Annotated in this window: 15 protein-coding genes and 1 pseudogene; 11 read left to right on the forward strand and 5 right to left on the reverse strand. The window is 62.8% G+C overall.

Translation table 11 applies throughout. The annotated features are described in order from the left end of the window. Positions 1 to 41 precede the first annotated feature (41 nt). Positions 42 to 1,244 (reverse strand): glycosyltransferase family 4 protein, encoded by a 1,203-nt coding sequence (locus OHL12_RS09995; protein ID WP_263413675.1) that lies wholly within the window; start codon positions 1,242 to 1,244, stop codon positions 42 to 44. Beyond that, complete coding sequence (locus OHL12_RS10000) at positions 1,235 to 2,344, reverse strand: glycosyltransferase family 2 protein (protein ID WP_263413676.1); 1,110 nt, start codon at positions 2,342 to 2,344, stop codon at positions 1,235 to 1,237. The genes OHL12_RS09995 and OHL12_RS10000 overlap by 10 nt, the downstream gene beginning before the upstream one ends. Positions 2,345 to 2,448: 104 nt before the next feature. On the opposite strand from OHL12_RS10000, the gene OHL12_RS10005 reads away from it, so the two are divergent. Further along, on the forward strand, positions 2,449 to 3,198 hold the full coding sequence (locus tag OHL12_RS10005) for a YdcF family protein (protein WP_263413677.1): 750 nt from the start codon (positions 2,449 to 2,451) through the stop codon (positions 3,196 to 3,198). Between the two features lie 152 nt (positions 3,199 to 3,350). On the opposite strand, the gene OHL12_RS10010 is transcribed toward OHL12_RS10005, so the two are convergent. Both OHL12_RS10010 and OHL12_RS10015 read right to left on the reverse strand, forming a co-directional pair. After that, positions 3,351 to 3,944 carry a hypothetical protein gene (locus tag OHL12_RS10010; protein WP_263413678.1) on the reverse strand — a complete coding sequence of 198 codons (594 nt, stop codon included), beginning with the start codon at positions 3,942 to 3,944 and terminating at the stop codon, positions 3,351 to 3,353. A gap of 304 nt (positions 3,945 to 4,248) precedes the next feature. Next, on the reverse strand, positions 4,249 to 5,928 hold the full coding sequence (locus tag OHL12_RS10015) for a uroporphyrinogen-III synthase (RefSeq protein ID WP_263413679.1): 1,680 nt from the start codon (positions 5,926 to 5,928) through the stop codon (positions 4,249 to 4,251). Between the two features lie 402 nt (positions 5,929 to 6,330). Here OHL12_RS10015 and OHL12_RS10020 point away from each other — a divergent pair, with 402 nt between their 5' ends. From OHL12_RS10020 to OHL12_RS10045, 6 genes are all read left to right on the forward strand, one after another. Beyond that, positions 6,331 to 8,118 (forward strand): NirA family protein, encoded by a 1,788-nt coding sequence (locus OHL12_RS10020; RefSeq protein ID WP_263413680.1) that lies wholly within the window; start codon positions 6,331 to 6,333, stop codon positions 8,116 to 8,118. Continuing rightward, on the forward strand, positions 8,115 to 9,905 hold the full coding sequence (locus OHL12_RS10025; RefSeq protein WP_263413681.1) for a diflavin oxidoreductase: 1,791 nt from the start codon (positions 8,115 to 8,117) through the stop codon (positions 9,903 to 9,905). Before OHL12_RS10020 ends, OHL12_RS10025 begins: the two co-directional genes overlap by 4 nt. Before the next feature lie 15 nt (positions 9,906 to 9,920). Next, entirely contained in the window at positions 9,921 to 11,516 is a 1,596-nt protein-coding gene (locus tag OHL12_RS10030) for a DmsC/YnfH family molybdoenzyme membrane anchor subunit (protein ID WP_263413682.1), read from the forward strand. Further along, on the forward strand, positions 11,513 to 13,768 hold the full coding sequence (locus OHL12_RS10035) for a molybdopterin oxidoreductase family protein (RefSeq protein ID WP_263413683.1): 2,256 nt from the start codon (positions 11,513 to 11,515) through the stop codon (positions 13,766 to 13,768). Before OHL12_RS10030 ends, OHL12_RS10035 begins: the two co-directional genes overlap by 4 nt. 184 nt (positions 13,769 to 13,952) lie before the next feature. After that, on the forward strand, positions 13,953 to 15,212 hold the full coding sequence (locus OHL12_RS10040; protein ID WP_263413684.1) for an MFS transporter: 1,260 nt from the start codon (positions 13,953 to 13,955) through the stop codon (positions 15,210 to 15,212). 106 nt (positions 15,213 to 15,318) lie between these two features. Further along, complete coding sequence (locus tag OHL12_RS10045; RefSeq protein WP_263413685.1) at positions 15,319 to 16,815, forward strand: alginate export family protein; 1,497 nt, start codon at positions 15,319 to 15,321, stop codon at positions 16,813 to 16,815. Positions 16,816 to 17,423: 608 nt separating this feature from the next. Here the strand turns inward: OHL12_RS10045 and OHL12_RS10050 are convergent. After that, positions 17,424 to 17,552 (reverse strand): hypothetical protein, encoded by a 129-nt coding sequence (locus OHL12_RS10050; RefSeq protein WP_263413686.1) that lies wholly within the window; start codon positions 17,550 to 17,552, stop codon positions 17,424 to 17,426. A 508-nt stretch (positions 17,553 to 18,060) separates the two neighbouring features. Here OHL12_RS10050 and OHL12_RS10055 point away from each other — a divergent pair. From OHL12_RS10055 to OHL12_RS10065, 4 genes and pseudogenes are all read left to right on the forward strand, one after another. Next, entirely contained in the window at positions 18,061 to 18,465 is a 405-nt protein-coding gene (locus OHL12_RS10055) for a hypothetical protein (protein WP_263413687.1), read from the forward strand. Positions 18,466 to 18,478: 13 nt separating this feature from the next. After that, a pseudogene (locus OHL12_RS17445) lies at positions 18,479 to 18,838 on the forward strand (hypothetical protein); the annotation flags it as partial. 30 nt (positions 18,839 to 18,868) lie between these two features. Then, on the forward strand, positions 18,869 to 21,379 hold the full coding sequence (locus tag OHL12_RS10060) for an MBG domain-containing protein (RefSeq protein ID WP_263413688.1): 2,511 nt from the start codon (positions 18,869 to 18,871) through the stop codon (positions 21,377 to 21,379). A gap of 11 nt (positions 21,380 to 21,390) precedes the next feature. Continuing rightward, complete coding sequence (locus tag OHL12_RS10065) at positions 21,391 to 22,011, forward strand: hypothetical protein (RefSeq protein WP_263413689.1); 621 nt, start codon at positions 21,391 to 21,393, stop codon at positions 22,009 to 22,011. Positions 22,012 to 22,233 lie beyond the last annotated feature (222 nt).

Raw genomic sequence — 22,233 nt, forward strand, 5'->3', positions numbered from 1 at the left:
GGCTCACCGTCGCGGGCGCTCTTATCTCCAGCGCAAACTTCTCACCGGCCTTTCGCCTTCGCGAAAGCTGCCTGAAGCTCCCGCAGCATCGCCGCCTCGCTGAACTTCTCCGCCGCCCGCAGACGACCGGCCTCTCCCATGGCGCGTCCGCGCTCAGGATTCTGCAACACTTCAAGCAGCGCCTCGGCCAGCGCTTCCGGCTGTTCCGGCGGGACCAGCAAACCGGTCACGCCCTCCTGCACCGCCTCCGCGTTGCCGCCCACGGTGGTCGCCACCACCGGCAGTTCCGCGGCCATGGCCTCGACGATCGCGTTTGAAAAACCTTCAGACCGGGACGGCAGCACAAACACAGTAGCTTGCCGCAGCACGTCCATCGGCCGCGCCACACCTCCCAGGAATCGCACCCGGTCGGCGATGCCCAGCTCCGCCACTCGCCGCTCCAGCCCCGCCACATACTCCGCTTCCAGCGGCTGTCCTGCCAGCCAGAACTCCACCTCCGGGCGGCTTCGCAGCACCAGCGCCGCCGCTTCCAGCAGCGTGTCCTGCCCCTTCACCGCGCGCAGGTTTCCAACGGTCACCACGACCGGCCGCTCCGGCCAGGTTCGCGGCTCCTCAGCGGCTGGCAGCGCCACGCCGTTGTACACTACCCCAACGCGTTCCGGCGGCACCCGGTCCACCTCTACCGCGTGCCTCCGCACCTCTTCCGACACGGCGATCACAAAATCCGGCAGCCACGGCAACCGCCGGTACGCCGCCCAGTGCTTCGGCTCCCGCAGAATACCCATATCGCGCCGGTTCCAGATCAGCTTCGCGCGCGACAGCAGCTTCACCGCCAACCCGCCAAACAGGTTGCTGCTCTCAAAAAACGTCATTACCACGCTGACCCGCGCCCGCCGCAGAAACCGGCCCAACTCCCAGGCGCCCCTCAGCGCTCCCGCAGAAAACACGCTGTGCAGCGGCAGAAGGTACACCGGGCACTCCGCCGCCGCGAGCAGATCGGGATCGCACTCCACCTGAAACGTCACGATCGTCACGCGGTATCCGGCTGCCCGCAGCATCCGCACCGTCCGCAGCACCACGCGCTCCCCGCCGCCCAGCACCGCAGGAAACTGGTCCAGCAGCAGCAGGATGTGTTCCGGATCGCCCGGCCTCCACACCGTCCCGCGCAGCGCCTCGGCCACGGTGATCACGGCACCAAGACGCGTGCTGGTCCCGGGCAGACCTTCGTCCGCCGCTACCGCCACACGCTCTCCCCTGTCAGAAACTTCCAGAACGCCATCGCAGCCGCGACATTCAGCATGCTGAACGTCGTCGGGATCGCGACCAGCTTCGACCGCCGCAGACCCGGCGCGAACGTGCCGACCAGAGCCAACCCATAGAACAGCACCTGCAGTACCAGCAGCACATGCATCAGCCTGCTCTCGGACACCGCCGACGCCACCAGCATCACGACCAGCAGAAACGGCACAATCAGCCGCAGCAGTTTGTGACTGATCAGCCGCCCCAGCAGCGGATTCGACCCGCTCAGCAGCCACGGAGCTAGCCGCAGCATTTGCAGGTTGCCGGTCAGCGTTCGCACCTTGCGACGGAACTCCTTGCCCGGCTCCACAAACAGCCGGTCCCGCGCCACGGCGGCCGGCTGAAACAGAACCCGGTATCCGCGACGAGCCACCTGCATCGGTACCAGCACGTCATCCAGCACCAGCCCTGCAGGCAGCGGCTCAAACAACGCCCGCCGCATCAGGTAGATCGCCCCGGTCACACCGACCACGGAACCGCTTTCGCTTTCCATGCGGCGCACAGCTTTTTCGATCTTCCAATAGATGCCAAGCGCTTCGCTGGACGGCGTACCGTCTTCGTTCTCCAGCAAGAGCTCGCCGCTCACCGCGCCGACCGTCGGGTCGGCAAAGGGAGGCAGGAGCCGCCGCAGCGCATCGCGATCCACCCGCTGCCGCACGTCCAGCATCAGCAGCACCTCGCCCGTTGCCCGCTGCACGCCCGCGTTCAGGGCCAGCGCCTTGCCTCCGCTGGCGGGCAGCAGCACCGCTTCCACCTGCGGATAGCGCGCCAACACCTCTGCCGTCTCGTCGGTCGAACCGTCCGAAACGACCACGATCTGCAAGAGGTGGCTCGGGTAGTCCAGCTCCGCCAGGTTGGCCAGCTTCGCCGGCAGGTGGTGCGCCTCGTTCCGGGCCGCCATGACCACGCTCACCGTCGGCTCTGGGGCTCCCGTCTGCACGGGTCGGCGCCTTGCCGCCATCCGCAGGCACAACCAATACCCCGCGTACGCGTAAAAGATCACTGCCAGGCAGCAGAAGAAGACCCACTCAGCAATTTCGTGCAACACCATCCCCCTTAGCATAGAGTCGGCAGCGCGCCAGCCATGCATCTCACACTTGTGGTGTGCTTCCAGAGCAACGCACCCGGCCATCGGAGACGACGAAACACTTGCGCACCAAACAGAAACTGGCGATCGCTGCCATCGCCGCACTCACCGCCGGTCTGGCCTGCGCCTCCTGGTGGAGTTACACCACCGTTGGCACTGGCACTCTCGGTTCTGCTTCGGCAGACGCTCTGATCGTCTTCGGCTCGCCCGCTGAGATCGACGGTTCCCCTTCCGCGATGCAAACCTGGCGGGTGAACGAGGCCGTCGCCGAGTTTCGCCGGGGCGCCGCGCCGCATATCATCTTCGCCGGCGGTGCGGCCGGCAACAAGTTCGTTGAAGCCGACGTGATGGCGCGAGAGGCCCGCAGCCTCGGCGTTCCCCAGTCCGCGATCGCAACGGAACGCCACTCCCGCACCACCGTCGAGAACCTCCAGGGCGTCTCCGCCATCATGCAGGCTCATGGCTGGACCTCGGCCGAGCTGATCAGCAGCGCCGACCACCTGCCCCGCATCGCCGTGCTCGCCCGCTCTTTGCCGTTCCAGTGGAGGCTCCACACTGCGCCGACACCGGGCCGCGGCCGTCTCTCCACAGCCGTCGCCTACATGGAAGAAGCTCCCGTCACCCTGATCCTGCGCACCTTTGGATCGTCCGCTGAGCCCATCATCCACACCGCTGCCCTGGTCGAGCACGGCCTTGTCTTCCTGCCCAAGTGGATCGTCTGGAAAATCCGGCATCACGGGGCACCCTACGTCCCAACCAACGCACCGGACGACCCACCCGGAACCGCCGCTGTTGAGAGCAGCCCACGCTGACCGGCAATCAGCACAATGCGCGCTGCCGCGGGCCCGGGGAACGAAGCACACGGCATCACAGAAGTTCAAAGAGATTGATAATTTGGCCGCAACATCGTCCAGCGAAGCAAAGCGCTTCAGGCCACTCGCAGGCAGAAGTCCAGAACTGCCGGTTACAGGACAGAGGGCTTCAGCGACAGAGTCGAAGCGTCCAGCACCACGGCCGAACGCTCGCGTCCTAGGTTCCGGCGCAGCACAACCAGGAACCCGACTCCGGTCAGCAGAAACAGCCAGGTTTGCGGTTCAGCCGCTTCGCCCGGCAACGCCGGCGCTTCCTGGATCGGAACGTTCAGCAGTGCAACAGGCGGGTTGTCCACACTCGCGGTCTCAATCGTGAACGGGCTGGCATCGATAAACTGCTCTGCCAAGACCTCGTCCGGAGGCGTCTCGAGCATCGCCGTTTCTACCGGTGAATCTTCGATGGCGGGCATGTCGCAGGCAAACGCCACCATGTCTTCCACTTCGCGGGTCGACACGATCGGCTTCCGCTTCGGCGGAACATAGTTCGGGTGCTGTTTACCCCAGGCGATCCAGCGCGCGACGGTGGCCTTGCTGTAGTGTGGCCACTTTACTTCGGTGATCACGCGCTTCACGGCACGCTGACAGGGCTCGACCGCGCTCACACCAACCGTGATCGCGCAGCAGAGGAGGATCCCAAGAATGATCCAGGCGGAGAGACGAAGTTTGTACCGTTTCAGAGAGGACATAGGCGGCAGCAGATCTGGCAACAAGAGAGTTAGCCCCACACAGCGAACGTGCTTTCAACTTCTTTAGGGTCTGATGCCCACGCTGATGGAGTTTGTTGTCTTTAGACGACTATAAATTAGTCGGCGAAGCGACGCAGCGAACGACCTAAGCCGCGACAAAGAAAAATAGGAAGCAGGGTGTAACTGCGTCAGTATGCCATTGACGACAAGCCCCTGCAAACAGATTTCGCAAGAGCGTCAAAAAACTTTTCACCTGCCGCCAAGCAGGCTGGCTCAGTCCAGGACAGTCTGCCACCGGAAGCAGCTAGGAGCTCGGGCTCTCCCGCGTGCTGTGCAGGTCGGCCGAAAGCAGGACCGCCTCCGCAATGTCCCGCATAGAACGGCGCCGGTGACGGCTCTCTGCCTGCAGCCGCTTGTAGGCCTCCGCCTCGCTGATGCCCAAGTCCCGCTGCAGAATGCCCTTCGCGCGGTCGACGACCTTCCGGCTCTCCAGGCGGTTCGAAAGCTCGTAATTTTCAGTCTCCAGCCGAGCCCGCTCAATCTCGGCGCCCACCAGGATCCCTAGCGTCGCAAGCAGACGGCGTTGCAGGTCCGTGTGCTGATACGGTTCACGGTGCTGCACCGTAATCACCCCGATCACGCGATTCGCGCACACGATCGGAGTGCACAGCATGGCCTCGAACCGGTCCTCCGGCAGCGCTGCAAAGAATGAAAAGCGCGGGTCTTCCGACGCCCGTTCAGAAATTGCAACCGACTCGCGATGTTGCGCCACCCACCCCGTGATGCCCTGCCCCACGGCCACGTTCAGCTTGTCCACTTCATTGCTGTGCGGGTTCTTGCTGGCACGCAGCACCAGGTGATCCTGCTCCAGCGTGTACACAAAGCAGGAGTCACACGGGATGACTGCGCTCACAAACTTCATGATTCGCTCCAGCACCAGGTGCAACGGGTCGGCAAGCGCGATCCGGCTGCCAATCTCATGCAGGATGTCCAGCGGTGCCAAGCCGTCCTTGAACCCGGCCATGGTCGACGTCATCGACGACACCTGCTGCACGCCGGAGTCCTTCGCCGTCGGCACGGCGCGCGCGGGCGCAGCGACTTCCTTCTCGACCGGCGCGCTCAACTCGGCAGGCGGACGCGGCGTGCGTTTGCGCGCCAGCGTCTTGCTGGAGTACTGCGCCGCCTCGTTGATCATGAATCCCATCTTTGGTCGCGACGGCTCGAAATCCGGTTGTACGCCGTGCTGCTGCAGCTCTTCCGTGGTGGTCGGCCCCACGGAGATCACCACGGTCGTTTCGAACGCCCGGCGCAGGTCGGCCGCCACGCCAATCTCGTCCGCCACCTGGAACAGGTGCAGCACCTGCACGGCAGTCATGAAGAGCACCACGTCGATGCTGCCCGCGATGGTCGAGGACACCGCATGCTGTAAGGGCTGCAGATCTTCTGGCAGCGCCCACTGGTACACGGGCACCTTGGTCACCGAGGCGAAACGGTTCACCAGTTCGGCCAGCAGTTCCGGGTTGCTTGCACCGTATTCCTGCACGGCTAGCCGCATGCTCTGCGTGCGCTCACCCAGCGCCGTGTCGATCGCCTCCAGCACCTCGCGCCAGGTTGCGGGCTCCGTGGCCTGCGCCGCAATCGGCACACCTAGTTCGGTTAGTGGTGCCTGCGGCTTCACGCCTCGCGAGATCACCGTAAGACCGCGCAGCTTGCTTACGATCGCGTCACGCTCAAACGCCGTGTCCAGGATCGCCATCATCGCGCGAACGCCCACACCAGTGAAGAAAATCATCGCGTCGAACTGGTCGTTCAGCAGGGCGCGGCCAAACTCGATGCATTCCGTGTTGGAGGCCAGCGGGATCTCGCGCATGGACGGCACCACCAGCGGGTCGCCGTTGTAGGTGCGGATCAGCTTTTCCACTTCACGCGCACGGCGCGACTCCAGCGACAAAACGCGGAGTCCATCGAAGCTGGCGTGCGGCATGGGCAAACCTCCTTCTGCGCGGGGTGGTGAGCTCTACCAACAAGAGGGCGACCGACCTGAATCACGGGCCGGCATGCTTCAGATCGCAAGGAAAGGTGAAACGGGTCGTTTTCCTAGACTATCCGTTCGCCTGCTCCGTGGCTATCCGTTCCACAGAGCTTCGGTTGACGCTCCTCCGGGGATGCCTTATAGTCCAGTCACCGGAACACCCCGATCGCAACCGCCGCAGGTTTGTGATCCGCCAGCCTCTGTTGCCTGGCACTCGTTCCCGGTGTTCCACACGCTCCATGACGAGCCTGAGCTTTGCAGGATTTCTGCGCTCGGCCCCCTCATGCCCACGCGTGCCAATCCTTCGACTCTCAGGCTGAACCCTTCACGCTTCGCCTTGCTCGGAGAGTCGCCTTGAACGACATCGCATCCATCTCCGCCGGCTTTGACGCTGTGCAGAAGCAGTACCTGCAGGGATTCTTTGCGGGAGCCATGCAGCGCATGCCCTTCGCGGGGCATACGGCTTCCGGTCTGCTGACACACGACGCGGCAAGCGGCGCAAGCAACCTGGCAGCACCCGCGCCCGCAGACGAACCCACCTTCTGGGGCACCCCCGTCAGCGATCTGTGCGCGGAAGAGGTGTGGAAGTACGAACGCAATCCCCTGGACTGCTGGGACGACCTCTTGCGCCACGCCGCGGAAAACAACGCTCCCGATGCCGAGTTCCGCTATCGCTTCAAGAGCTTCGGCCTCTTCCACGTCGCCCCTGCGCAAGACAGCTTCATGCTGCGCATGCGCGTGCCCGGTGGCGTCATCACGGCTGCGCAACTGCGTGGTCTGGCCGCCATGGCAGAGCGCTGGGGCAACGGCCGCCTTGACCTGACCACGCGCGCCAACGTGCAACTGCGCGAGCTAGAACCGCGCAGCATCGTGGACGTGCTCAACACCATTCAAAAGCTCGGCATGACGTCGCGCGGCTCGGGTGCCGACAACCTGCGCAATCTCACCGCCTCACCCATCAGCGGCCTGGACCCGCACGAGCTGCTGGACGTGCAGCCCTACGCCGACGCTCTGCAGAACTACATCTCCAACTCGCGCGACCTCTTCGGTCTGCCCCGCAAATTCAACATCGCCTTTGACAACGGCGGCTGCATCAGTGCCCTGGCAGACACCAACGACATCGGCTTCTCCGCCGTGCGCGTTGCCAGTGGCCGCAGCGTTCCGCCGGGCGTTTACTTCCGCGTTCTGCTCTGCGGCATCACGGGTCACAAGCAGTTCGCCGTCGACAGTGGCTTGCTTCTGCTGCCCGAGCAGGCGGTCGCGGTCGCGGCCGCAATGGTGCGCGTGTTCGCAGAGAATGGCAATCGAACCGACCGCAAGAAGGCGCGACTCAAATACCTCATCGACGACTGGGGCATCCCCAAGTTTCTTGAGGCGGTGCAGGCAAAGCTCGACTTCCCCGTCATTCACTGCGAGGCCGCCGAGTGCGAGCCGCGCGGCCCCATTGATCGCGCCGGGCACCTGGGAGCCCACCCACAACGCCAGCCCGGCCACATGTACCTGGGCGTATCCACGCCTGTGGGTTGGCTCGAAAGCGGCCAGGCACGCGCACTTGCGGACGTAGCTGACCAGTTCGGCTCCGGCGATCTGCGCCTCACCGTATGGCAAAACCTAATCGCGCCGAACATTCCGTCGGAGCAGTTGCAGTCAGCACAGAATGCGGTCCGCGCCTGCGGTCTGGACTACGAGGCGGGCACCATACTCAGCGGCACCGTTGCATGCACCGGCAGCCGCGGATGCCGCTTTGCCGCGACAGACACCAAGGGCCATGCGCTTGAAATTGCGCGCACGCTCGATGCGCAGTTTGCAATTCAGCAGCCCGTCAATCTGCACGTCACCGGCTGCCCAAACTCCTGTGCGCAGCACTACATCGGCGACATCGGCCTGATGGGCGTCAAGATCAACGGCGCCGAGGGCTACCAGGTCAGCCTGGGCGGCGGCGCCGACAACGATCAGGGCCTGGCACGCGAGCTGTTTCCCGCGCTGCCCTACGCGGAGGTCCTGCCAGCACTGCAGGCGCTGTTCAGCGCTTTCCAGGCGCAACACACCCCGGGTGAAAGTTTCCTCAGTTTCGCGCGGCGTCACAGCCTGCCCGATCTGCGCGAGATGTGTTCCGCCGCCCGCATGGAGGTGCACGCGTGAGCACTGTTCCCTACATCCCGGACAACGCGCCCTTCAATCCGGAACAGCGCGCCTGGCTCAACGGCTTTCTCGCCGGCATCTTCTCCAATCCGCCCGCTTCCGCAGTCGCTGCTCCTGCTGTCGCCTCGCTCAAGTTCGGTGTCTACTTTGCATCGCAAAGCGGCACTGCGGAACGTCTGGCGAAGAAGCTCGCAAAAGAGCTCAAGCTGCAGGGTCACATTGCAGAAGTCGCCTCGCTCGCGAAGATCAAGCCCGCCGATCTCGCACAGCAGGAGAACGCACTTCTGCTGCTCAGCACCTACGGCGAAGGCGATCCGCCGGAGAGTGCTGTTGCCTTCCGCGACGCTCTGTTCAGCGACTCCGCCCCGGAGCTGAAGACCCTGCGGTACTCCGTCTTTGCCCTGGGCGATAGCCACTACGAACACTTCTGCAAGTTCGGCATCGACATGGACGAACGCCTTCAGTCCCTGGGTGCTACGCGTTTCGTCCCAGCGGCTGTAAGCGATGTGGATGTGGACGCGCCGTTTGCACAGTGGGTCGCGGATCTCAAGCCGCATCTCTCGCACAAGCCTGCGGAGTCCAACGTCGCGATCCAGAACAACGCGACCGGGCACGTCCTCGCAGGAGACACACCGGCCGCACCACCTGCTGCGGAACAGCCTCACCTCTTCACCCGCGAGAATCCCTACTTCTCCGAATTGCGCGAGCGCCGCGCACTGACGCGTGACGTGTCCAGCAAGCTGACCATGCACCTGAGCCTTGCTCTCGACAACCCGCAGATGCACTACCAGCCCGGCGACGCCTGCGGTGTCATCGCGGAGAACGATCCCGCGCTCGTCGACGAAATCCTATCGCTCGTGCCCTTCGCGGATTCCAGCAGTGTGGATCTGCCGAAGCTCGGCAGCATGGCCGTGCGCGAGGCCTTGTTGCGCCATCTGCAGCCCACGCGCCTCTCGCGCAAGATCGTGCAGCACTTTGCAGACCGCACCGGTGCCAAGGAGCTCACCACGCTCTTGCTACCTGAGGAAGCCGGGCAGCTCGACCGCTTCATGTGGGACCGCGGCATCATCGATCTGCTTCATGCGTACCCCGGCGCCATCACGGCTGCAGCCGAGCTCGCGGGCATGCTGCCGCGCCTCGCGCCACGGCTGTACAGCATCTCGTCCAGCCCGGCCGCACACGGCCGCGAGGTGCACTGCACGATCGCAGTGGTCCGCTACCGCTCGCACAATCGTGAGCGCGGCGGCATCGCCAGCACCATGCTTGCCGACCGTGTAGACCTCGGTGCAAAGCTGCCCATCTACATCCAGCCCAACAAGAAGTTCCGCCTTCCCGCGGCAGATGTTCCGATGATCATGGTCGGCCCCGGCACAGGCATCGCTCCTTTCCGCAGCTTCCTGCACGAACGGCAGGCGCTGGGACACAAGGGCCGCAACTGGCTCTTCTTCGGCGAGCGCAGCGCCGCAACCGACTTCCTGTACTGCGAAGAGCTGCGATCCATGACCGACAGCGGCCACCTCACCCGGCTGGACACAGCGTTCTCCCGCGACCAGGCGCACAAAATTTACGTGCAAGACCGCATGATCGAGCACGGCGCCGAGTTGTGGCGCTGGCTGCAGGATGGCGCGCAACTTTACGTGTGCGGCGATGCCAGCCGCATGGCCAAAGACGTCGATGCCGCGCTGCACACCGTCGTGGAGCAGCATGGCGCCATGGACGCCGAAGCCGCGAAAGACTTCGTCTCTCAACTGCACGACGATCGCCGCTACCACCGCGACGTCTACTAGCTTTTTAGGACACCCATGTCATTGCCGCTCTACGAACGCGCGATGGAGACCGACAGCACCGACCTGGTGCGCATGACGCTGCTGGAAGGCGGCGCTGCGCCCGCGCTGGTCGAGGCGCTCATCCCTTCGCGCCCGCTCGATCCGGGTGAGCAGTACCGCTTCCACTTCGACATGACCAAGTGCATCGGCTGCCGTTCGTGCGAGGTGGCCTGCAACGAGCAGAACGGCAATCCTGCCGACATCAAGTGGCGCCGCGTGGGAGAGCTGGAAGGCGGCGTGTACCCGCACACGCAGCGCACCTATCTCTCCATGGGCTGCAATCACTGCCTCAGCGCCGATTGCCTGCGCGGCTGCCCCGTGAACGCCTACACCAAGGACCCGGTCACAGGCATCGTGCTGCACTCGGCCTCGGCCTGCATCGGCTGCCAGTACTGCGTTTGGAACTGCCCCTATTCCGTGCCGCAGTTCAACCCGGAACGCGGCGTTGTCGGCAAGTGCGACATGTGCCGGGGTCGCCTCGAGGAAGGGCTGGAACCCGCCTGCGTGAACGCCTGTCCGGAAAACGCCATCCAGATCGAAATCGTGAACAAGGCCGACTGGCGCGAGAACTACGCCGCCGCTGAATCGCCCGGCATGCCGCCCGCTGGAAACACCATCTCCACGACGCGCATCACGCTTCCGGAAAACTCGTCGGCGTGGCTCGAGCGCGTGGACAATGGGCAGATCCCGCTGGAGCACGCGCATCCATCGCTGATCGTCATGACCACCACCATGCAGGCCACCTTTGGCGCGCTCACTGCGCTCACCCTGCTTCGCTCGCTCGATGCAATCCACCTTTCGCTGCTCGTTCTGCTTACGGCGGTGGCGCTCAACGTCTCGGTCTTCCACCTTGGGCGGCCTGCCTACGCCTGGCGCGCCATGAAAATGTGGCGGCGGTCCTGGCTCAGCCGCGAGGTCCTCTGCTTCAGCATCTTCATGCTCGCCATCGTGGGCTGCGCCGCCGCGTCCTGGGCAGCGGTCTTCGGCATACGCCACGCCGCGCAACTGGTACGGCCCCTCGCCTTCGCCGGCCTTCTCTCCGGCCTCATGGGCACGCTCGCCAGCGCGTACATCTACCTGGTCAAAGCTCGCCCAGCCTGGAACACGCTCCACACTCCCGCAGACTTCCTGCTCTCCGCTGGCCTCATCGGAGCCACGCTGCCAGCCGTCATGCAGCAGCCCACCGACGCTTTCGCAGGCATGCTCCTTCGCTTCGGCCTGCATGTGCCCACGTTGACCGCAAGGGTGCCACTCTCTGCCATCGCAACATTGTCGGGGCTCTGGGCACTCAACCTGCTGCTCCGCGTCTATCGCCTGCGCGCCTCGCGCATGTTTGAGGCGCGTGCCTCGTACAACCTGCTCCGCGGGGAAGCGCTGTGGTGGCGTGTTGCGCTCGCCGTCCTCGCGTGTGCCGCTACCGTGCTGTTCAGTGTCGCACCGCTGCCGGTGCCTGCGTTGTTCGTCGCAATCACCGCAGTCGCGCTCGGGCGCTATCTCTTCTTCGTTTCCGTGGTGCCGCTCAGCATGGGGCTCACCTTCATCGGTGGCAAGCCCGCGGGAGCACACGCATGAAGCTCCATCGTGGCCCAAGCTCGGTCGACTCCACGCCCGACGCCTCGCTCGCCGACATCGCCGCAGCAGCAGAGCCCATGCCGCTCTGGTCGCGCGTCAAGCGGCTGCTCGGCATCGATACCGCGCAGCGGAAGTACGCCTACGGCAACGATCCCCGTTTCGGCTACATCTCGGATTCGCGCGTTGCGGACACGTGGACCAAGACCACCTGCGGCTACTGCTCCGTGGGTTGCGGCATGCTGGTGGGCACGCGCAACGGCAAACCCGTGGCAGCCCGCGGCAACCCCGATCACCCGGTGAATCGCGGCAAGCTCTGCCCCAAAGGTCTCAGCGAGCACCACATCCTCAACGCTCCCGGACGCGCCACCACGCCCATGCTGCGGCGCGGCGGCCGCGGTACGCCGCTCGTCCCCGTGTCGTGGGACGAGGCGCTCGACGTCATGCTCTCGCGCATCGGCGCGCTCCAGCGCGAGAACGGTAATGAAACCCTGGGCGTCATCGGCACCGGCCAATTGCTCACTGAAGAGTTCTACACGCTCGGCAAGCTCGTCCAGCTCGGCTTCCGCACCCGCAATTACGACGGCAACACCACGCTCTGCATGGCCAGCGCCGTCTCCGGCTACAAGCTCAGCTTCGGCTCTGACGGCCCGCCCGGCGCCTACGCCGACATGGAAACTGCCGACGTTGTGCTGCTCGTCGGCTCCAACATCGCGGACAACCACCCCATCCTCTGCAACCGGCTCCGCAAAAAGCCAGGGCAGGTGCTCATCGTCGCCGACCCGCGCGTCACCAAGACGGCAATGATGGCCGACATCCATCTGCCCTTGAAGCCACGCTCGGACATCGCCCTGCTCAACGGCATCGCGCACATCCTCTTGCGTGATGGCATGGTCGACCGCGACTACATCGCCACGCACACCGAAGCCTTCGACACCTTCGCCTCCTTTGTCCAGGACTTCACGCCAGAGCACGTGAGCGCGGTCACCGGCTTGCCCGCGGAAACCATCGAGCGCGTCGCGCACCTGTACGGCACGGCAAAGGCAGCCTTCATCGGCTGGACCATGGGCGTGAATCACTCCACCCAGGGTGCCGTGACCGTCGCCGCCATCAACAACCTCGCGCTCATCACTGGCAACATCGGCCGCAGCGGCGCTTCGCCCTTCTCCATCACGGGGCAATGCAACGCCATGGGCACGCGCGAAAGCGGCTTCACCTCCGCGCTGCCCGGCTATCGCAAATTCGATTCCGTGTCCGACCGCGACGAGCTCGCAGCCATCTGGGGCATCTCCGCCGATCGCCTGCCCACCGCGCGAGGCCTCGCCTACCCCGACATCATTGAAGCCGCCGTCGCAAAGCGCGTGAAAGCCCTATGGTTCATCGCAACCAATCCCGTGGTCAGCTTCCCTAACTACAAGCTGCTGGAGCAGGCGCTGACCACAGCCGAGTTCGTCGTCGTGCAGGACGGCTTCTTCCTCACGCCAACCTCCGAGTTCGCCGACCTCGTCCTGCCAGCCGCCATCTGGGGCGAGAAGGAAGGAACCTACACCAACAGCGAGCGCCGCATCAGCAAGGTGAACGCCTTCAGCAAACCGCCCGGCGAAGCGCGGCCAGACTTCGACATCTTCCTGGCACTCGCCGACCGCCTCGGCCTGCGCGAGGAACTCTACCCCGGCTGGCACACCACGCATGACGCCTGGCTCGAGTGGCAGCGCGTCTCTGCCGGTCGCCTCTGCGACTACTCACCTTTTACGTGGCAGCAGATCGAAGATTTGGGCGGCATGCAGTGGGGCGGCGACCGTCTCTACGGCGACGGCAGCTTCCCGCGCGAGGGCGGCCGCGCACTTCTCCACTGCGTTCCCTGCCTGCCCTTCACGGAACAGCCTGACGCCGAGTACGGCTTCATCCTCAACACCGGTCGCACCGTGGAGCACTGGCACACCCGCACCAAGACCGGCGCAATCCCCATGCTCAACGGCATGGTGCCCAACGCCTGGCTTGAGATGAACCCGCTCGACGCCAGCCGTCTCGACCTTCGCCAGCACGACCGCGTCGACATCATCAGCCGCCGTAGCACCGTCGCCAACGTTGAGCTGCGCATCACCGGCATCATCGCTCCCGGCCAGGTCTTCATGCCCTTTCACTTCGCAGAGCAGAACAGCAATCTCGTCACGCTGGGAGCCTTCGATCCCATCAGCCGTGAACCCAACTTCAAACAATGCGCTGTGCGTGTGGAACACCACAGGAATCGCTAACGCATCCTTCCGCTTTTCCCGCCGCGGCCATGACCGCCCTGGCGGCGCTTCACTGAAGCGATCCTTCAACCGACCAAGCGACCAATAAAGCGATCCATGACGCTCGCTTTCCTGACCTGCTCCGTTCAGCTCCGTGCCCCCGCACAGCTGTCCCAATCTCGATCTACCCAGGAGACCTTCTGTCATGGCCAGCAGCAAAGCCTTCCTCAAGTCCGGGCACCCCGCCACGCTTCTTGCGTCATTTCTCTACTTCGATTTTTCCTTCGCCGTCTGGGTGCTCAACGGCGCCATGGGCCCATTCATCTCGGAGCAGTTTCACCTCACGCCCGCTCAGGTCGGCCTCATGGTCTCCGTGCCCACGTTTGCGGGCGCGCTCATGCGCTTCCCGCTCGGCGTGCTCAGCCAGTACATCGGTCGCAAGAGCGCCGCGATTCTTGAGATGAGCTGCATCATCCTTGCTCTGCTCTTCGGCTACTTCTTCGTCAACAGCTTCAACAGCGTGCTCGCCATGGGTGTGCTGCTCGGCATCGCTGGCGCCAGCTTCGGCGTTGCGCTCTCGCTCGGATCGGGCTGGTTCCCGCAGGAATACAAGGGGCTCGCCATGGGCATCGCGGGCGCGGGCAACAGCGGCACCGCACTTGCCGCGTTCTTCGCTCCCCGGCTTGCGAAAACCTATGGCTGGCAGCACGTCTACGGTCTGGCCGCGCTTTGCATGCTGCTTCCCCTCGTCGTCATGATCGTCTTCGCCAAGGAGCCGCCCGACACCGAACACCAGACCCTGCGCCAGCACCTGAAGTGCCTGGTGGAAGCCGACGGCTGGTACTTCAACCTGATCTACATCATCACTTTCGGCGGCTTCATCGGCCTGTCCACCTTCCTACCCTCGCTCTACGTGTCGCAGTTCCACATCGCTAAAACACAGGCTGGAACGCTCACCATGTTGGCCACGCTTACCGGCTCCGTTACACGTGTCATCGGCGGCTGGTTTGCAGACAAGATCGGCGGCATCACCACGCTCTCTGTCGTGTTCCTCATCGCAATCGCGGGCCTTTTCGGCCTCACCACGCATCCCACGCTCGGTGTCACCACGGCCCTCCTCATGCTGTGCTTCGCCGCGCTCGGCGCAGGCAACGGAGCCACCTTCCAGATGGTGCCGCTGCGCTGGCCGGTGACCACCGCCATCGCGGGCGGCATGATCGGCGAAATCGGCGCGCTCGGCGGTTCCGTGCTGCCTAACGTCCTCGGCCAGTCCAAGCAGCACACCGGATCCTACGGCGCGGGCTTCGCCGCCTACGCCTGCTTTGCCATGCTTGTGCTCGTGGTGCTCCGCGTCGTCTCTCGCCAATGGACACGCACCTGGGTTGGCAAGGGCGGGCGGGCGCCGGGCACCTATGTCGAGAGCGAAACCGTCGTCACCGGCGAAGGCCTGCTCGTGCAGTCGTAGCCTCTTTCCTTGGACGTTCCATCGCGACACCACATCAGGCACACCGTGCCTGATGCGGTGTCGGCTACGCCGCTGCACTATGCTCAACGGAAAGGCCAACGGCACAATGACTCTGCTTCGCTCTCTTCTGCTGGCGTGCATTCCGGCAGCCATCTCTGCCGCGCAGTCCCCGGTTCCAGACACACGGCCACAGACTCCGGTGCTGCCCGCGAACGCGCCCGCGGGAAAGCCCGTAGTCAATGTGCTGCTGCGCGAACGCGGCAACGCCACGCAGTGGTTCGGCGCCTTGCCTAACCCTGAGACGTACGGTCACGGCGACTCGCTCCTGCGTCTCTCCCTGGCCCAGCGCCTCCAGCGACTCGACTGGCAACTTGAGATGAGCAACAGCGCGGAGCTTGCATTGCCCACCGACGCGGTCTCTCCCGTGTCCGCGCAAGGCCAACTCGGCCTCGGTGGAACGTACTTCGCCAGCAACAGCAACAACAATTTTCCCGCGGCCGTTTCGTTCAAGACAGGCTTCGCCCGCTTCCACTTCCACAACGACAAGGGCCTCTTCCGGCTGGGTCGATTCGAGTTCTTAGACGGTGCCGAAACCACTCCCAAAAACACAGCGCTCAACTGGGTCCAAACCAATCGCATCGCGCAACGCCTCATCGGCAACTTCGGATTTTCCAATGGCCAACGATCGCTCGATGGCGTCGACCTGAAGATCGGTGGAACGAACTGGGACGTGACCGCGATGGGTGCGCGTGCGGACCAGGGCGTATTTAAGATGAACGCCAATGAAGAGCTGAACGTCGACGTTCAATACCTTGCCTACACGCGCTATCTAGCAAAGCAGCGCGTGCAGTTCCGCACCTTCGGTCTCGGCTATCACGATGGCCGCACCGGCCTGACCAAGACTGACAACCGCACTGCCGCCGCACGCGCTCTCGATCACAAGAACATCCGCATCGGCAGCTTCGGCGGAGACCTGATCGCCGCTCTGCCCGTTGGTCGTCAAACCTTCGATCTGCTCGCGTGGGGCGTGGGGCAAACCGGCCGCTGGGGCCTGCTGGACCACAAAGCCGGTGCCGTCGCCGTGGAGGGCGGACTGCGGCTTGAAACCGTCAGGACGAAGCCATGGTTGCGCGGTGGCTTCCTGCGCTCCACCGGCGACAACAACAACACCGACGGCACACACAACACCTTCTTCCAGGTGCTACCCACTCCCCGCAACTACGCCCGCTATCCCTTCTTCAACATGATGAACAGCAAGGACGAGTTCGTACAGCTCATCGACAAACCCGCAGCCAGGTTGGACCTGCGCACCGACCTGCATTTCCTGCAACTCACCGCCCCGTCGGACTTCTGGTACCAGGGCGGAGGCGCCTACGACAACAAGGCCTTCGGATACATCGGCCGACCCGGCAACAATCACGGCAGCTTCACTTCGCTGTACGACATCAGCGCCGACGTCGCCCTCACTAAGCAGTTCACATTCACCACGTACTACGCCCACGCGTTCGGAAAAACCGTAATCAAAAGCATCTACCCGATCCAAACCGGATCCAACTACGGGTACATCGAACTGCTCTACCACGGGTCGCATTCCCTCCGCTAAACCGGCGAGTGCCAACTGGAGAATGCGCTCACTGCTGCTGCCGTTACGGAACCGGCGTAAGCTCCTCCAGCAGCTCGGCCTTGTGCTCGGCAGCCGCAATCAGCGCCCATGTCTCTGCGCGCAGCCGAGTGCCTTGGCTTGTCGTTCCCTGAGGGAGAAATGCAGGCCCGCTAGGATTTGCTCCCGGCCCCGTTCCCCCCTTGCGGAGAAGGCCGAACAGCCTGGCCTAGGATCCGCTCTCTTTTCCGCCGACCACGGTGGCGACAAGGGACGGCAAAAGAAGCATTGCGAGAAACGTCAGAGCGGCGATGACACTGTGCATGGGATCCCCATCATGATCACGGCCTGGCGATACATCGCCATGGCCTTGGAATGAGCACTCGATCCGGGGAAGATGATGCGCTTATCTAAGGAACGTGTCGGGCGCGAAATCGGATTTCCTAATTCCGAACAAATCGCAAACTGCTCCAGCGCCTGTCACCTTGCACGCGCCGTCCGCACTTTTTCGATCTACAGGCCTGAGTTCGGCACCATCGAAGCTGGTGGTGGATCAAACGAAACTAAGCTCGTTTCGAAGATCCTGTTGCTCAGGTGAACCGGACTCCATGTCAGGAGTCGCGACGTTCGGGTTGCCACTGATCTTCAAAACCGGGTTCGACCGCGTCACGATGATCTTCACGCTCGCGCTGCTGGCGTTCACGCTCTTTCTGTTCGCGTTCTTCGTGTCCGTCACTCATGGCTCAATTTTACCGTTGGTGACTATCTGCAGGCTCTGCTTGTGCAGCGAAGCGCGCCTTCCAAGCCACCGCGAAACGTGAAAACAGCAAGGGCGACGGAAGAGTGGAGAAACTTGAAAGATACTTGACGACCCACCTTCGATTGCTGATCCAGCTAGCACGCTATGTTAGCTGCTAACAAACTGATACATAAGTGCGTTGTTAACTACAACAGTTGTGGCAAGCAATCCCACCAAAGCCTTGAAAGGCAGTGTTTAAGATCGAATCTTCAAATTAGGTCATTAGTTTTGGTTACCCCGCAAAACACATGCATGAGCATCACGCCGAACCAGGATCGTGGCTCTCACGCACACGCTTGAGTTACTGGAACTAAACAGGAGAATTGATGAAAGGCACACTCAGGAAGAAGCTATTCTTCTCGGCTTCTCTCATAGGTATGCTCTGCTGCACCGTCCGACCTTCGGACGCTCAGAGCACGACACCTCATGCGCTCACATTAAGCAACAGTGTGGAGACCATCGACAAGAATGGCCGCCGTGTCCTGGTTGCCGATGTGAAAGGTGACCTGAGTGGAGTGCTGACACTCGCGCTTGTTACGGCTCCCAACGGCGTCGTCTCGGATGGAGAGTGGGCACTCAACGTGTCGTACCTAGAGTACGGGCCGCCAGACGATGATGCGGACGGTGACGCCAGTCAGAAGCTCGTGCAGCGCGGCGTGATCAAAGGCAAGGTAAAGAGCGGTTCCGTCGTTCTCTCCCCTGCTGGCCTGCCGACAGATATGACTTCCATTCAGTTGGATATCACCGGGGCAACTCTTGAATTCGCTGCGATCAAAAGCGGCAGCGGCGCTGTAACCGGCAACTCGATGGATCAGCAGAATGCGTCCAGCGGAACTCTCACCATCAGCTACTAAAGGCTTGACCGACATGCAATCCAAACTTCGGACCCTTCGAAATCTTCTGCTTTTCTGCCTGATCGCAAGCTGTTTCATCACGCCTGCGCGAGCGTCTCACCTGCGCGGAACGAGCGTGGGCTGGCAACCTACCGGAACCCCCGGGACCGTTCAGTTCACCGTGCTCTATTCCCAGGCTGGATCTGGAACCCTCGGCGGTTCGGTCGGTCTGCAATTCAATTTTGGAGACGGTAGTAGCGCGAACGTTACAGCGACGATCACTTCCGTGAACTCGGCGGAAAGTTACTTCACTGCTTCGGCGACATTCACGCACACCTACACTTCCGTCGGACCGTTCACGGCTTACTACGAGAATTGTTGCCGCGTGAGTACCACGACGACAGGCTCGGGTTTAAGTCTCCGTATGGAAACGCTTGTCAGCCCATTTGCCAGCCCGGCGAACCACCCGCCCGTTGCGGTATCGCCCGCAATTGTGACGGTCCCAATTCAGTCGTTGGCAACGTTCACCATCTTCGCGACAGATCAGGACAACGATACGATTCACTACCGGCTTGCGACGCCGCAGGAACAGTTCGATGAAACCGCGACAAACTGCTCGACCCAATCACCGCCGGGGCTGACCATCAGCAACAGTGGTGTGGGCACATGGGATACCAGCAGGATCACTGCCGCCGGTTGCAACTACCCCGCGCCCGTAGCGGGGCAGATTTGGCCCGTGCAGTTCATGATCGAAGATCTGGACAGCAACGGACAGGTCAAGTCGAAGGTCCCGGTTGATGTGCTGCTCAAATTCGTTAACGTCACCCAGCCCGCTCCAACGCTCACCTTCAGCACGCCCACCACAGTCGTGGCAAGCCCGGGTAACCCCCTCACGTTCACGGCGACAGCCATAAACACCACGCCAGGTTCCCGCATCACGCTCAACGCAGTCGGTCTTCCAACCGGCGCCACGGCGACCAACATCAATCAAACTTTGACTCAGCCGGTCAGCAGTGTCTTTAGTTGGACCCCGACCCTGGCGCAGGAAGGTACCTACGTCATCGTTTACACCGCGACGAATGACACTTACGAACAGACAGTCGGTTCCGTAAGCGTCAAAGTACTGAGCTCGCAGCCGCCCTCCCTCACCTGCTCTACAGGCCTGACTGCGCAATACAACGCGCTTGCTTCGTTTCCACTGACCGTTCTGGACCCGCAAGGCGACGCCGTAACCGTAACGTGGTCCGTCGATGGCAACGTCAGTCACACCGACACCGTGGCCGCTTCGTCCAACGCAACCACGCTTTCGCTGAACCAGGCGTTCACTACACTTGGCGCGCACACCGTAAGCGTCTCGGCCACCAACACAGACAACCAGACGAGCACCTGCTCTACGCCGGTTACGGTAACTACCGCTGACCAGACGATCGCCTTCGGGGCGCTTCCGAATCTGACCTATGGCGATGCCGGCATCAATCTCGCGGCGACAGCCACGTCAAACCTGCCGATCAGCTACGTAGCGACGGGGGCTTGCTCCGTTTCCGGAAACACTCTTTCGGTTCAGGGTGTCGGCACCTGCTCGGTTACAGCGAACCAGGCCGGCGATGCCTCCTACAACCCAGCCACATCTGTTACCCAGACCACGTCGATCGCACCTCGTGCTCTGCACGTGACGGCGGCTAATGCAACACGCGTCTACGGCTCGGCGAATCCGACGCTGACCGGCAATGTCACCGGCACGGTGAACGGTGACGTGATCACGGCAACCTACTCCACCTCCGCAAACGCAACTTCACCCGTCGGAACCTACCCGATCACACCTGCTCTGGCCGGCACTAACCTGTCGAACTACAGCGTTGTTGCGAACAATGCAACCCTGATGGTGACGCAAGCCACCATCACTGTCAGCGCAAACAATGTCACTCGTAACTACGGCACCAGCAATCCAACGCTCACGGGAACAGTCTCCGGCGTGGTGAATGGCGACCAGATCACCGCGACCTACTCCACACCCGCAACCGTGTCCTCGCCTGTCGGTACTTACCCCATCACGCCCGCACTGACCGGTCCGGCCCTTTCGAACTACAACGTCGTCACAAACAACGGAAGCCTCACAATCAACAAAGGCGTGATCGCCGGGGTGCAGATCACCTCGTCGGCACCCACGGTCTTCCTGCAAACCAGGCTGACCTTCCAGGCCGCGGTAACGGGCACGGGAGGCACGCCTACCGGATCCATCTCGTTCGTCGATGGGACGACTCCGCTGGGTTCGGCACAATTAGTGAACGGCATCGCTCAGCTGACTTACTCGGACCTTACGACCGGATCTCACCAGATCACCGCCGTGTATTCGGGCGACTCGAACTACATCGGCGCTGCCAGCGCTCCAATCTCTCAGCAAATTGCCGACGTGGACCTTCGCCTGCAACTCAACGCTGCCGGATCCACCACCCAGACAGTCATGCCTGGCGGTTCGACCACTGTGGGCTTTACGGTCGCGCCCTTGGGTATGAGCGCCTTCCCGTCTGACGTAGCCCTGTCCGTCACAGGTCTGCCGCCAGGTGCAACGTACACCACCTCTACTACCAACGTGACCAAGGGAAGCTCTGCCACGCAGGTGACCTTGACCATCAAGGTGCCGGCCGCGACTGCGTCCGTGCGCAGCAACGAGGTCGGCGGCAAGGTAACTGCCATTGCAGTCGCTCTGATCGTTCTGCCGTTCTCCGCAGCCATGCGACGTCGCGCCCGGAGTCTTGGTCGCCTCACCGCGATGCTGTTGCTGGTACTCGGTAGCGCAACGGTGCTCCTCGGCCTAACGGGCTGCGGCACCAGCAATGGATTCCTTGCGCAACCGGAGAAGTCCTACACCGTTACAGTGACCGCATCCACCGCTGCGGTGAGCCGTAGCACAACCATGCAGCTCATCGTGCAGTAAGGACGGAGACCGTGAGAAAGAATCAGACGTACATCAAAAAGCTGCGCACCCAGGCCTTCGGACTGGGTGCGTGCGCCACCATGCTTCTCGCTGCCCTGGGAACCTGCCAGGCGCAGGCGGGAAGTCAGTCCAAGGCTACGGTGAGCGATCTCGCCATCACCTTTGCGGCGGATCGCACCAACCCCGTGAACGGTGCGAACACCTGGCTGCTGGGAGGCAGCGCAGAGTTAGGTGCCGTGGCGTGGAAGGGCTTGGGCCCTGTTGTGAAGGTGACCGGCCTGACCAGCGATGCGCTTGCAAGCCAGCGCACACCGTTGAATCTGGTCGTCACCGTCTTCGGTCCTCGTTACCGGTTTCAGCCGCGTCATGCCAGCGGGAAGCTCTCCGTATTTGGAGAAGGCATGCTTGGCATTGCAAACGGATTCCGTGGCTTGTTCCCGAGTCCATCGGGGTCGACCACCAGTTCGAATTCCATGGCTCTGGAAGTGGGTGGCGGGGTCGATTGGCAGCTGGCCAGGCATGTAGCGGTTCGACCGGTCGAGGCAAGTTGGCTCAGAACACAATTCAACAACTCCACCACGAACGTCCAAAACCACCTGATTCTCGAGGGTGGACTTGCGCTACGGTTTTGACCTGTACGAGTGACTAGCTTACGGCCGCGGTCGCGGAAGGCGATGACCTTGGGTCCCTTCCGCTTCTGCACCCTAAGCCGCATCTTCAGTTGAGAGCCAGGTACCTTCCGCCGGCCTTCTGCCGCTTTCCCTTTTCCAAGCTTGGTAAGCTAGGGCGCATAGCGTCCCAGTACTGCTGCGTCTACGTGGATTCCACTTCGCTGGAAGGTCCGCGCAGTCAGA

Source organism: Terriglobus aquaticus (assembly GCF_025685415.1).
Lineage (GTDB): Bacteria > Acidobacteriota > Terriglobia > Terriglobales > Acidobacteriaceae > Terriglobus > Terriglobus aquaticus.

What these genes read in the sequence shown, in the direction of transcription:
- OHL12_RS10035 (WP_263413683.1), top strand. Translation starts at nt 11,513, where the DNA reads ATGAAGCTCCATCGTGGCCCAAGCTCGGTCGACTCCACGCCCGACGCC.
- OHL12_RS10050 (WP_263413686.1), bottom strand. Translation starts at nt 17,552, where the DNA reads ATGAGTGACGGACACGAAGAACGCGAACAGAAAGAGCGTGAACGCCAG.
- OHL12_RS10045 (WP_263413685.1), top strand. Translation starts at nt 15,319, where the DNA reads ATGACTCTGCTTCGCTCTCTTCTGCTGGCGTGCATTCCGGCAGCCATC.
- OHL12_RS10015 (WP_263413679.1), bottom strand. Translation starts at nt 5,928, where the DNA reads ATGCCGCACGCCAGCTTCGATGGACTCCGCGTTTTGTCGCTGGAGTCG.
- OHL12_RS10030 (WP_263413682.1), top strand. Translation starts at nt 9,921, where the DNA reads ATGTCATTGCCGCTCTACGAACGCGCGATGGAGACCGACAGCACCGAC.
- OHL12_RS10010 (WP_263413678.1), bottom strand. Translation starts at nt 3,944, where the DNA reads ATGTCCTCTCTGAAACGGTACAAACTTCGTCTCTCCGCCTGGATCATT.
- OHL12_RS10060 (WP_263413688.1), top strand. Translation starts at nt 18,869, where the DNA reads ATGGAAACGCTTGTCAGCCCATTTGCCAGCCCGGCGAACCACCCGCCC.
- OHL12_RS10040 (WP_263413684.1), top strand. Translation starts at nt 13,953, where the DNA reads ATGGCCAGCAGCAAAGCCTTCCTCAAGTCCGGGCACCCCGCCACGCTT.